Here is a 12,182-nt window from a genome sequence, read left to right as displayed (position 1 = left end):
TCCGTCGGCACTATCGGGTAGAGATCCGAGGATGTGGACCTCGATCTCCTCGGTGTGCGGCGCAAGCCGTCCCGTGATGGTAGCCTTCCGCCTCCCCTAAGGATAAAGGGCTTGAAGCGAAATCCTCCCAGGTCATAGGGGAAATCCCGTGTCCCCCATTTGGGGGACAAAAGCGCGTTCTGCGCGCGTGTCGGCGGGTGGACGGGGGCGAATCGAGGCGCGAGATCGCGTCAACCCGGTGCGGCGGGCGGCGGGCGGCGGCGGCCGCGGGCCGGCCGGTCAGGCGTCGCGCATCATCGTCGCGATGCGTTCGCAGGCCTCGTCGTCGTCGAAGGCGTCGCCGAGGGCGACGGTCCCGACACCCGCGGCGAGGAAGGCGGGAGCCGCATCCAGGACCATGCCGCCGGTCGCGACGAAACGCACGTCGGGAAACGGACCGCGCATCGCCCGGATCCAGTCGGCGCCCAGAACGGATGCCGGAAAGGCCTTCAGCCACCTCAGCCCCAGTCGCCGCGCGGTGAGGATCTCGCTCGGAGTCGCCACGCCGGGGAGGTGCGGGATGCCGCGCTCGAGAGCGGCGCGCACGATGTCGGCATCCAGTCCCGGAGACACGGTGTAGGCCGCACCGGCGGCGGAGACCTCCGCGAACTGGTCGACGTCCACGACCGTCCCGGCCCCCACATCGAGGCCCCGCTCGCGCCCGGCGGCGACGACGGCTCGCAGGGTCGGCAGGGCGTCCGTCGACTGCACGGGGATCTCGACGTTGCGGACGCCCGCATCCCAGGCCCTCTCGGCGCGCGCCACAGCGGCGGTGGCGGAGAGGTTGCGGAAGACGCCCATCAGCGGCTGACGGTCGAAGGCGATGTCGAAGTAGGCGGTCGTCATGGCTGGCTCCTCAGGACGGGATGAAGGCGAGTGGGTGATGGCCGGGCCGGACGTCCTCCGGACCGCCGATCGTCCAGCCGGCGCAGGCGTGCCCCCGGGCCAGGCGGGCGGATGCGTCTTCGCCGCGGAGGAGTCCGGCGAGGTAGCCGCCGGCGAAGGCGTCGCCCGCGCCCACGGGCTCGACCATCGCGGCGATCGGCGTCGGCACGGCGGTCCGCCGTCCTGTCGCGCGGTCGAGCTCGACAGCCTCGATCTCGCCGTCCTTGACGACGACCAGAGGGGGACGGTCCAGCACGGCGAACACGTCGTCGGCGGTGGTGGTGCCCCAGAGCGACTCGGCCTCGTCGCGGCCGACGAGGACGAGGTCGGCGCGCTGCGCCGTCGCGAGGAGGTGGTCGGCGGCGGTGTCCAGGTCGGCCCAGAGTCTCGGCCGGTGGTTGACGTCGAACGACACGCGGACGCCGCGGGCGTGGGCCGCGTCGATCAGCGCGTCGACCAGATCCGCCGCTCCGGACGAGATCGCCGGGGTGATTCCCGAGACGTGGACCCACCGGATGCCGTCGAGGGGGAGCCGCTCGAGATCGGAGGCGTCCATCGCCGATGCGGCGGAGCCGCTCCGGTAGTAGTGCATGACGCTCGTGCCGTCGGGTCGGGCCTCCTTGACGTACATCCCGGTGGGATGCGTCGGGTCGACGGTCACGCCGGAGACGTCGACACCGGCCCGGGAGAGCGTGGCCAGGACGAGTCGGCCGAACGGATCGTCCCCCACGCGCGACGTCCATGCGGCAGCGATCCCCTGGGCGGCGAGGTGCTGCGCCACGTTCGCCTCCGCGCCGCCGACGTGCACGGGTGGGGGAGTCGCGGACGAGAGGTCGCCGGCGACCGTGATCACCGCGAGCGCCTCGCCCAGACACAGCACCTCGGTCGCGCTCATGTGCGCGGGCCCGGATGTCCGAGCGCGTGACTGATCATCGACGCGGCGTGCTGGACGTCGACGGCGACGCTGTCGAGGCGACCCGGCGGCAGCTCGAACTCCAGCGCCGAGACGCTCGCTCCGCCGATGGCCCGGCCCGACGCGTCGTACACCGCCGCCCCGACGCAGCGCAGGCTGGGCTCGTTCTCGCCGTTGTCGAGCGCCCAGCCGCGCTGACGGGTGGTGAGAAGATCCTCGAGCAGTGCGCCGCGGGTCGTCAGCGAGTTCTCCGTCACCTTCTCCATCCCGGTGCGGTCGACGATCTCGGCGACGCGCACGTCCGGCAGGGTCGCAAGGTATGCCTTGCCGATCGAGGTCGAGTGCAACGGGACGATCCCGCCCACGCGGGACTTCATCCGGTACGAGCCCAGGCCGTCGAGCTTGTCGGCGTACATGACGCTGTCGCCCTTCACGATCCCGAAGTGCACGGTCATCCCGCTCGCGCGGCGCAGCTCCTCGAGGTACGGGCGGGCGGCGCGGCCGATCTCCCCGTCCTCCCGGAGGAGGCCGGCGATCGAGTGCAGGTGGCGACCGGGCAGGTAACGCTTGTCCTCGTCCTGCGAGACCCACCCCGCGCTGACGAGCTCGTTCAGCACCCGGTGAGCGGTGCTCGGCGACATCCCCGTGGCGCGGGCGAGCTCGGAGAGGCGGTCGGTGGTGAGCACGGCCTCGAGCATGTCCAGGCCCTTCGCGAGGGCGGAGCGCGGCGCAGCGGGATCGGTCATGGGGCGTCCTCACACGTCATCGGATGTCCGCCGTCACCACGGCGTCCATATCGTCGTACGCCGCATTCTCTCCCGCCGTCGCCCACACGAAGCTGTAGGGGCCGGTTCCCGCGCCGAAGTGGACGGACCAGCTCGGGGATGCCACGAGCTGCCGGTCGGCCAGGACGACGTGCCGCGTCTCGTCGGGCTCGCCCATGATGTGGAACACGCGGTCGGCCTCGGCGAGATCGAAGTAGAGGTAGCACTCCGTCCGGCGGTCGTGCGTGTGCGGGGGCATCGTGTTCCACGCGCTCCCGGAATGCACCGTGGTGAAGCCGAACGCGATGTTGGCGCTGCGCGTACGACCCTCGATGATGCACTGGTGGAGGGTGCGGTGGTTGGAGGCATCCGGAGTCCCGATCTCCACCACGTTCATCTGCTCGCGGGCGATCCGGGTGGTCGGAAGGTCGACGTGCGCCGCGGCCGTGAACACGTAGAACGCCGCCGGGTCGGCCGCGTCGTCCGAGACGAAGCGCACCTGTTCCGTGCCGCGCCCGAGGTAGAGCGCCTCGGTGTGGGCGAGGGGGTGGTCCGAGCCGTCCGCGACGACACGGCCGGGGCCGCCGACGTTGATCACCCCGGCCTCGCGGCGCTGCAGCAGCGTGCGCGCCCGCACCTGATCGGGAACGGGGAGGTCCAGCGGCTCGGCGAGCGGGCTGACGCCCAGCGCCAGGATGCGGTCGTGGTGCAGATAGACGCCGCGCACCTCGCCGGGCGCGAAGAGGTCGGCGACGAACGCGTCGCGCAGCTGCGACGTCGACATCGCCGCGACGGCGGACGGGCTGTGGGCGAAACGGGTCTCGACGGTCATCGGGCCTTCTCCTCGTGGTCGGTGGGGGCGGGGTGCGTCTCGCGCCAGGCGGCCAGGGCCTCCATCGCCAGACCCTGTCCCCAGGGCTGGGGACGGTCGTCGCGGATGACCGAGTAACCGAACGGGATGAGCTGGAGGATGGTGCCGGCGCTGACGCGGGTGAGCAGACCGTCGCGCACGTAGGCGAGCGCCCCCAGCACCGCGCGTTCTCCGGCACGGAAGAGTCCAGCCGACACCGGGTCGCCGGGACCCAGCGCGGTCGCCGTCCGCAGCAGCGCGGCCCCGAGGCCCGCGGCGGCGGAGGTCTCCAGGATGCCGCGGACCTCCGGCGGCGAGTCGAGCAGCACGTCCCAGACCCCGTGATCGGGCTGGCATGCCACGGCGGCCCGCAGCAGCGGCACCAGACGGGCGCGCACCCGCTCGTCGCCCGTCGTGCGCAGCAGGTCCGCGCCCGCGAGCGCGAACCACGCGTTGGCGCGGCCCCAGTGGCAGTCGATGCGCACCCCGGCGTTGGTGCCGTGGACGAGCAGCGCCGAGTCCGGATGCTGCAGCAGGTCGGCGTGCAGCAGCCACTGCGTCACGGCTTCGGCGATCAGGTCGGGTCGGTCCAGCGCGATGCCGGCGCGCAGCAGGAACTGCCCCGCCATGTACACCGTGTCGGCCCACACGCCGCCCGGCCAGTGCTCCAGGGCGCCCTCGGCGGTCCGCGTCGCCTCCGGCGCCGCCGCGTACCACTCCAGGCTCGCCGCGATCAGCGACGCGCTCGCCGCCGTCGGTGCTGCCCGGTGCAGATGGGCGAGCGCGGCGCCCGGGGCGAGGTTGTTCACGTGTTCGAGCGTCGGGGGCGCGTCGGCGTAGGCCGCGAAGAACCGCTCCACCCAGGCGGGGGTGCGTTCGCCCCGAGCCTCGGCCAGGCGGACGGCGGCGAGCAGGCACACGCCCTCGCCCCAGAACCACCGGGTCAGTCCGCTCTCGGCCGTCGCGCGCTGCACGTCGTCTTCGAGGCGCCGCTGCTCCGCCGAGAACCGGTCGGCCGTCAGCGGAGGGAGCGGCGCCGAGGCGGACTCGGCCGACGACAGGTCCTCACCGGCCATCGACGATCACCTCCTCGGTCGCGGCGACCGCCGCGGCGATGTCGAGACGCAGGGTCGCGCCGCCCCAGACCACGTCGGCGGCGTCGTCGCCGAAACGGAGCGTGACGGCGGGGTTGGACAGGTGCGGCTCGGGCGCGATGCGTCCGTCCTCGAACCCGGCGGGCGTCCCGTCGACGAGGAACGGGCCGTCCCAGCCGACCTCGACCTCCGCGCGGCCGGCCGGTTGCCAGCGCACTCCCGGGTTCTCGGGATCCGGATGCCACTCCACGGCGCTCTCGGCCAGCGCTCGGCACCACGCGGGGAACTCGCCGCCCGTGGCACGGCGTCCCACGACGGCGATCCAGGCGGATCCGCCACGTCGCGGCATCCATTCCTGGTCCGCCGTGTCGCCGGCGCGGACCGCGCGCACACCGCCGTCGGTCGCGATGGCGACGTACCCGTCGCCTCGGCGCCCGAACAGCCAGTCGCCGTCCCGGTGGATCTCGTCGAACTGCGCCGTCGGGAACCACAGGTGGGTCGCGGCCCGGGGATCCGTCGTGGTGAAGCGTTGCAGGTGGACCACGACGTCGGCGTGCTGATGCACGCGGCCGAGCACGCGGTGACCCGCCCAGCCGTTCGGGCGGGCGGCCGACCCGGTGTCGGCGTTGGCGGGGTGCGTGACGAAGACCTGGGTCTCGCGTCCGAGGGTCGCGCCCCACAGGTGCTCCTGGAGCCCCGGCAGGCCCGCGCGGTAGTCCTGGACGCTCGCCAGCATGACGTCGGGGGTGCGATGCACACGGAGGTCGGAGCGGTACGGGCGGGAGAGCAGGTCGCGCTCGAAGGCGAGCTCGCCGCGGTAGACCTGCCGCCCCTCCCACAGCTCCGGCTCGGTGCGCGCGAGCTCCCGGACCACCTCGGGGATGCGGTACTCCCGGGCGAGGGCGAGGGCGGTGACGGGCAGAACCGCGTCGTTCAGCGTCCCGACCCCCGCGATCAGGCGCAGGATCGGCGATGTCTCCTCGTACCGGCTGCTGCGCAACGTGTGCACGTACGACCGCCCGTGCGCGGCGCCGTGCACGCCGCGCCACGAGTTGCTCGCGAGGGTGACGAGCGTCTTGTCCAGCAGGGTCGTCGCCGCCGGGGTCAGCCGGTGGTCGGCGGCGAGCTCGATCAGCGCGGTCATCGCGTAGGCGTCGATGGCGAGGTAGGCGTTGGAGTCGAACTCGCTGTACCCGCCGCGGAGCTTGCGCTGCAGCCAGCCCGCGGCGCGGCGACGGGCCTCGTCCGCGTGGTCCCGCCCCCTGCGGCCGTCGACCGTGAACACGTCGTCGGGGAACGCCTCACCGGCCAGCGTCTCGGCGACGTGCCAGACGAACTGGTGGTTCTCGGTGAAGTAGCACATGGCATCCAGCCCGGGCTGCGTGATCCAGTACTTCATCGCCGTCAGCTCGCGCCGCACCTGTTCCCGCAGACCCTCGGCCCACTGGGCCTCGGGGATCCAATGCCAGGCGAACAGCAACGCGATGACCTCGAAGTCGGCGCAGTCGCCGCGGGTCACGATGCGGTGGCGGGCGGACGACAGGTCGTCGGCCGTGACCCGGGTCGACGGATCCAGCGCGAACCGCGCGAGGACCCCGGCCACCCCCGCCTCGCGCACGTCGTCGCCGTCAACTGCGACGTGGGTGAGCACGTCCGCACGCCACCGGGCGGGGTCGCCGGCGCTGCGCTCGACGCTGTCGGAGGGCAGCGGCGCGACGCGGAGGCGCACCGTCTGCGGGCATCGGTCGTCGTCGAGTCCGACCTCGACGATCGTCTCGCCGCTGGAGAGCATCGAGGCCCCGGCCGAGCGTTCCACGTCGGCGCCCTCGTCCTCCTCCTCGGCGGCGCCCGCGAGCGAGTACGTCACGCGTCCCCGCGGGTCGGCCTGCACGTGCTGCCAGGAGCCGTCGCCCACCCGCACGCGGAGGCGGACGTCGCGCGGCGCGACGAGGTCGGCGGTGTCGCCCATGCGCGCCCAGCTCGTCGAGCCGACGCGCGCGAGCACGCCCTCGGCGAGCGCCGCCGCGTGTTCATCGGCACCGGGCGAGGGGATGACGACGCGGACGGGGAGTCCCACCACGCGCAGCCGCGCGATGTGGCGCACCTCGCGGAACGCCACCTGCCACGTCGCGAGGTGGATCGCGGTGGTCCGTGAGTGCAGCCGCACGCGGACGCGGTGCACCTCGGGCTCCATGTACGACACCGTCCCGCCCGACAGGACGACCCCTCCGTCGACCCACAGCACGAACGGCCCCGTCGTGTGCAGCTCGAGGGTGCGCCACTCGGCCTGGTCGACCTCGAGCACCGTCGCCGCGAGGGACGCCCGGTACTCCGGGGTGAAGCAGAACGCGGACCAGTCGACGAGACCGTCCCAGCCGGTGCGGACGCGGCGCCAGGTGCCGTCGAACGTGCGGTCGAAGGCCGTCCATGAGAGGGGTCCGCCCTCCGTCACGTCCGGCAGGCGCTGGTCCGTGTCGATCGCGTGCGCGTCGAGCATCCGCTCCTTCAGCATCGCCACGTCGGGGCCCTGGGTCAGCACCCAGCGTCCGTCGGCGGCATCCGGGAGTCCGTCGGTGTATCGGCGCCCGCCGCCCCAGGGCTCGCCCGAGGCGTTCAGGAACCGGTCGAGGTCCGTGCACGGGAGGGCCCAGGCCGGGGAGACGAGCCAGTCGCGGACGGTCCCGTCCGCATCGGTCAGGTGGACGGTGCGCCCCGTGGGCGCGGTCGGGTCAGTCATGTGTTCTCCGGAGGCGTTACTTGATGCCGGTGTTCGCGATGCCGGTGGCGATCTGGCGCTGGAAGATCAGGAAGATCACCAGGACCGGGATCGTCGAGACCACGCCCATCGCGAGGATGAGGTTGAACGGCACGGTGAGCTCGGCGTTGAAGCGGGCGAGGGCCACGGGCAGGGTGTAGACCGACTCGCTCTGGGCGACGACGAGCGGCCAGAGGAAGTCGCTCCACCGCCACATCACCGAGAAGATGGCGACCACCGCCAAGGCCGGGGTGCACAGCGGCAGCACGATGCGCACGAACGTGCGGAACTCGCCCGAACCGTCCACGCGGGCCGCTTCGATGAGCTCGTCGGGGATCGACAGCATGTACTGGCGGAGCAGGAACACCCCGGTGGGCGTTGCCGCGGCCGGGATGATCATGCCCCACAGGGTGTTGACCAGACCGAGGGATGCCACGACCTGATACACCGGGATCAGGATGACCTGCAGCGGGATCATGATGGTGGCCAGGGTCAGCAGGAACAGCACGTTCTTCCCGCGGAAGTTGTACTTGGCCAGGGCGTAGGCCGCCATCGCGTTGATGACGACCGTCAGGACGGTCGCGGCGACCGTCACGATCACGCTGTTCGTCAGGTACTGAGCGAAGTTGAACCTGCTCAGTGCCTCCGTGTAGTTGTCGAGGCCCCAGGAGTCGGGGAGGAACGACGGCGGTCGGGCGGCGAGCTCGCTCTGCGACTTGAAGGACCCGAGGAACATCCACAGCAGGGGGATGAGGCACGCCAGCGCGCCGCCCACGAGGATGACGACGCGCAGCACGTCGGACACCTTCGGGCTCTTCGGGCTCAGCGACGTCCACGTCCGGGCGGGACGCTCGGCCGTGGTGAGTGTGCGGGTGGCGCTCATACGGCTTCCCTCTTACGGCTGATCAGCCAGTTGACGATGGTGAGCGTGAAGACCACGAGGAACAGCAGCACGCCCCCGGCGGTGGCGATGCCGTAGCGGATGGGCGACTGGAAGCCGTTCTCGTAGATGTACTGGACCATCAGGGTGGTGGCACCCACCGGCCCGCCGCCGGTGAGCGTGTAGATGAAGTCGAAGGACTGGAACCCGTGGATCGTGGCGAGGACCACGACCACGACGAGGCTCGGCTGCAGCATCGGAACGGTGATCGAGCGGAACTGCTGCCACCAGTTCGCGCCGTCCATGCGAGCCGCCTCGTACAGGCTCGGGTCGATCGACTGGAGGCCGGCGAGAAGGATCAGGAGGTAGAACCCCATCTGCATCCAGATCCCGACGAGGACGATGGCGACCATCGCGGCCGGGCCCTCGACGAGCCAGGGGACCGCGGGGATGCCGATCCAGCCGAGCGCGGTGTTGACCAGGCCGTTCTGTCGTTCCAGCATCCAGTTCCAGATCAGGCCGACGACGACGGGCGAGACCAGGACGGGGATGAAGAACACCGCGCGGAAGAAGGTCTTTCCGCGCTGCTGCGCATTCACCAGCACCGACATCGTGAGCGCGATGAGCGTGCCCAGCACGACGAACGCCAGGGCGTAGACGACCGTGTTGCGCGCCACGCCCCAGAACTCGTCATCGGAGAGGATGCGCGAGTAGTTGTCGAGGCCGACGGGCCGGAACGTCCGGCCGTTGTTGGACTCGTACAGCGACATGTTGAAGCCGTTGGCCGCCGGGTAGATCGTGAAGACGGCGAAGATCGCCATGTTCGGCAGCAGGAAGAGGTAGGGGGCGAGGCGCATGCCCCACCGGCCCCCCGACCACCGCGTCCGCGGCGGCCGGGAGGTCGTCATGGTGACGGTGGTCATCGGTCGAGTTCCGCCACGAGGTCGTCGATCTGCCCGTCGAGGGTCGTCAGAGCGGAACGCAGATCGGTCTGTCCGCTGACTACCAGGGAGACGGCTTCGACGAGGTCGGTCGCCGCCGCGGCGAAGGCCGGGTTGGCATTGGAGGCGAAGCCCGCCTCGGGGGTGATGAGCAGATCGGCCCGGAACGTGTCCATCGCCGTCTGGGTGACGGGGTCCGCGTAGGTCACGCCGGTCTCCGACAGGTCCTTGCGGGTGGAGAGGGCGCCCGCCGTGGCGACGAAGGTCTCCTGGTGCTCCGTGTCGTTCATGAAGCGCAGGAACTCGGCGGCGAGGGCGGGGTTCTCGGATTCGCGGAAGGCGGCCATGAACTTCCCGCCCGGGAAGCCCCCGCACTGCTCGGCGCAGGGGTTGGGCGCGACCGCCCAGGAGAACCCGGCGTTCTTGGCGAACTGGGCGACCTGCCAGTTGCCGGAGAGGTACACGGGGGCGTCTCCCGACAGGAAGATCTCGTTCGCGCCGGCGTAACGCGATCCCGAGCCGAGCCAGAAGTCGGCGGGCATGTCGTCGTCGGCCATCATGTCGACGAGCGGCTGCAGGGCCTCGACGGCCGTGTCGACGTCCAGGGCGTTGCCGTCGGGGCCGAGCAGATAGGTGCCGTACTCGCTGAGCACCGTCGACAGACGGTGCCCCGACTTGTCCATCGCGAAGGCGTAGGGCGTGCCGGTCGCCTCCTTGACCTTCGTCGCGGCGGCGATCATCTCGTCCCAGGTCCACTTCTCGGGAACGGGCACTCCTGCGCGCTCGAACAGATCGAGGTTCACGAAGGGGCCGTTCATCGTCAGATCGCTCGGAACCGCGAGCAGGGCGCCGTCGTCGCTGCGCACGGCCTCGAGCGGTCCGGGAAGGAACTGGTCCGCGTAGTCGTCGCCGAGGTAGGGGTCGAGCTCGAGCAGGTCGTCGCGGAAGTCGGTGAGGCTGGTGAGCCGGGCCACGTCGGGGGCGTTGCCGCCTGAGAGGCGGTTCAGCGTCGAGGTCACCATGTCGGCGTACGGCAGGATCTCGAGGTCCACGGTCACGTCGTACTGCTGCTCGAACTGGGCGACGAGGTCCCGCGTCGCCTGCTCGTCGGGGCCGTCCGTGAAGTACATGTACGTCAGGGTCTTCCCGGCGAAGTCCGCCGGGTCCATCGACTGCACCTCCTGCGGCGAGTCGTCCTCGATCGGGCCCGGCGCGCAGCCCGCGACGAGGGAGACGGCGAGACCGACCGCCAGTGCCGCGCCGATGCGCCTTCGCATGTGTGCCACGAGATCCTCCTTGATTCACGCTGCCGGGCTCATTCCCGGCGCCTGCTGACAACGAACCCCATTATGGATAGAGTTCTGCTGGATAGGAAACCTTTTCCGCTCAGCGGAATACAAAGGAGCAGGGATGACGATTTCCGAACTGTGGAGCACACACCCGGACGACGTGAGCGCGCTCGATTCGCGAAGGCTGCGGGAGCGCTTCGTCGTCTCCGACCTCTTCCGGACCGGCGAGGTCAGGTTCGCGTACACCCACGACGATCGGCTGCTCATCGCGGGGATCAGCCCGGCGGGTGAGGAGCTGGCCGTCACCGCTCCGGATGCGCTGCGGGCGTCGCACCTGCTCGAGCGGCGCGAAGCCGCACTGGTCGGGCTGTCGGGCGAGGTCGCCGTGCTCTCCTCCGCCGGGGAGTTCGTCGTCGGTCCGCACGACGTCCTCTATCTGCCCCGGGGGACGACCGGCATCCGACTCGGCGGGCGCGGCGAGGTGTACCTGGTCTCCGCGCCGGCGCACGGGTCGACGACGGCGGCGCTCGCTCGGCGGGACGAGGTCGAGGCGGTGCGCCTGGGCTCGGCGGAGGGCGCGAACGATCGGACGATCCGCAAGTACGTCCACGCCGACGGCATCCGGTCCGACCAGCTCGTGCTGGGCATCACCACCCTGGAACCCGGGTCGGTGTGGAACACCATGCCGGCGCACACGCATTCCCGGCGCACCGAGATCTACCTCTACGACGGCCTCGGCGATGCTCCGCTGGTCCACCTCATGGGTCGCCCGGACGACACCCGTCACCTCATCCTGCGGAACCGGGATGCCGTCGTGTCACCGCCGTGGTCGATTCACTCGGGCTCGGCGACAGCGGCGTACAGCTTCATCTGGGCCATGGCGGGGGAGAACGTCGACTACAGCGACGTCGAGGCGGTCGACGTGGGAGGACTGCGGTGAGCGGGGCGGCGGCATCCCTCCGTCCGTCATCCACCGCGCTGCCGCTCGCGGGAAGGCGGGCCGTCGTCACCGGCGCCGGAGGCGGGATCGGGCTCGCCTGCGCGCGGGCGCTCGCCGAGCGCGGTGCCGACCTGCTGCTGGTGGGGCGCGAATCGGTGCATCGCGGGGCGGACGAGCTGCGGGCGGAGGGGCATCGGGTCTCGACGGTCGCCTGCGACCTCTCCGATCTCGCGGCGACGTCGGCCGTCGGGGCGGAGCTCGCGGCGGGGGAGCCGATCGACATCCTGGTCAACAACGCGGGGATCATCCACCGGGAGCCCGCGGTCGATCACGCGCCGGACGCGTGGGGCCGCGTTCTCGACGTCGACCTCAACGCCGTCTGGCTGCTCACTCAGGCCGTCGGGCGGGGGATGGTCGACAGGCGCTACGGCCGGATCGTGACGATCGCGTCCCTTCTGTCGTTCCAAGGGGGGATCAACGTGGTGTCGTACGCCGCGAGCAAGCATGCCGTCGTCGGCATGACGAAGGCGCTCGCGAACGAGTGGGGCGCCGCGGGGGTCACCGTCAACGCGATCGCCCCCGGATACGTGCGCACGGACAACACCACCGCCCTGCGCGAGGACGCCTCCCGCGAGCGCGAGATCCGCGGTCGCATCCCCGCCGGCCGGTGGGCCGATGCCGCCGACATCGCCGGTCCGACCGCGTTCCTCTGCGGCCCGGATGCGGCCTACGTCAACGGCCACGTGCTGGTGGTCGATGGGGGGTGGCTCGCCCGCTGATCGAGGTCTCGGGGCGCGAGATCACGCGCTCCGGGCCGGCGCGAACGTGTGCT

General features: G+C 71.4%; 11 protein-coding genes. 2 read left to right on the top strand and 9 right to left on the bottom strand.

Annotated elements, in window-relative coordinates; all coding sequences use genetic code 11:
• Positions 1–279: 279 nt before the first annotated feature.
• The 9 genes from ACO03V_RS02075 to ACO03V_RS02035 are packed head-to-tail and all read right to left on the bottom strand — an operon-like array spanning position 280 to position 10,398.
• Entirely contained in the window at positions 280–885 is a 606-nt protein-coding gene (locus ACO03V_RS02075; protein ID WP_423136425.1) for a bifunctional 4-hydroxy-2-oxoglutarate aldolase/2-dehydro-3-deoxy-phosphogluconate aldolase, read from the bottom strand.
• Between the two features lie 10 nt (positions 886–895).
• Entirely contained in the window at positions 896–1,819 is a 924-nt protein-coding gene (locus ACO03V_RS02070) for a sugar kinase (protein WP_423136424.1), read from the bottom strand.
• A complete protein-coding gene (locus ACO03V_RS02065; protein WP_367731629.1) occupies positions 1,816–2,583 on the bottom strand; it encodes an IclR family transcriptional regulator in 768 nt (255 codons plus the stop codon). Before ACO03V_RS02065 ends, ACO03V_RS02070 begins: the two co-directional genes overlap by 4 nt.
• Positions 2,584–2,599: 16 nt before the next feature.
• On the bottom strand, positions 2,600–3,433 hold the full coding sequence (kduI, locus tag ACO03V_RS02060; protein WP_423136423.1) for a 5-dehydro-4-deoxy-D-glucuronate isomerase: 834 nt from the start codon (positions 3,431–3,433) through the stop codon (positions 2,600–2,602).
• Positions 3,430–4,527 (bottom strand): glycoside hydrolase family 88 protein, encoded by a 1,098-nt coding sequence (locus ACO03V_RS02055; RefSeq protein WP_367731633.1) that lies wholly within the window; start codon positions 4,525–4,527, stop codon positions 3,430–3,432. Before ACO03V_RS02055 ends, kduI (ACO03V_RS02060) begins: the two co-directional genes overlap by 4 nt.
• Positions 4,517–7,282 (bottom strand): hypothetical protein, encoded by a 2,766-nt coding sequence (locus tag ACO03V_RS02050; RefSeq protein WP_423136422.1) that lies wholly within the window; start codon positions 7,280–7,282, stop codon positions 4,517–4,519. The genes ACO03V_RS02055 and ACO03V_RS02050 overlap by 11 nt, the downstream gene beginning before the upstream one ends.
• 16 nt (positions 7,283–7,298) lie before the next feature.
• The gene (locus tag ACO03V_RS02045; RefSeq protein ID WP_423136421.1) at positions 7,299–8,183 is read right to left on the bottom strand and encodes a carbohydrate ABC transporter permease; all 885 of its coding nucleotides are present in this window, start codon (positions 8,181–8,183) and stop codon (positions 7,299–7,301) included.
• Positions 8,180–9,103: a carbohydrate ABC transporter permease gene (locus ACO03V_RS02040; protein WP_367731689.1), complete on the bottom strand. Its 924-nt coding sequence runs from the start codon at positions 9,101–9,103 to the stop codon at positions 8,180–8,182. Before ACO03V_RS02040 ends, ACO03V_RS02045 begins: the two co-directional genes overlap by 4 nt.
• Positions 9,100–10,398 carry an ABC transporter substrate-binding protein gene (locus ACO03V_RS02035; protein ID WP_423136668.1) on the bottom strand — a complete coding sequence of 433 codons (1,299 nt, stop codon included), beginning with the start codon at positions 10,396–10,398 and terminating at the stop codon, positions 9,100–9,102. Before ACO03V_RS02035 ends, ACO03V_RS02040 begins: the two co-directional genes overlap by 4 nt.
• Positions 10,399–10,531: 133 nt before the next feature.
• Between ACO03V_RS02035 and kduI (ACO03V_RS02030) the strand changes: the two genes are divergently transcribed.
• Complete coding sequence (gene kduI, locus ACO03V_RS02030) at positions 10,532–11,350, top strand: 5-dehydro-4-deoxy-D-glucuronate isomerase (protein ID WP_423136420.1); 819 nt, start codon at positions 10,532–10,534, stop codon at positions 11,348–11,350.
• The gene (locus ACO03V_RS02025; protein WP_423136419.1) at positions 11,347–12,129 is read left to right on the top strand and encodes an SDR family oxidoreductase; all 783 of its coding nucleotides are present in this window, start codon (positions 11,347–11,349) and stop codon (positions 12,127–12,129) included. The genes kduI (ACO03V_RS02030) and ACO03V_RS02025 overlap by 4 nt, the downstream gene beginning before the upstream one ends.
• Positions 12,130–12,182 lie beyond the last annotated feature (53 nt).

Origin of the sequence: Microbacterium sp. HMH0099 (genome assembly GCF_049384025.1) — a bacterium.
Lineage (GTDB): Bacteria > Actinomycetota > Actinomycetes > Actinomycetales > Microbacteriaceae > Microbacterium.
This window is presented reverse-complemented; position numbering and strand designations above follow the sequence as displayed.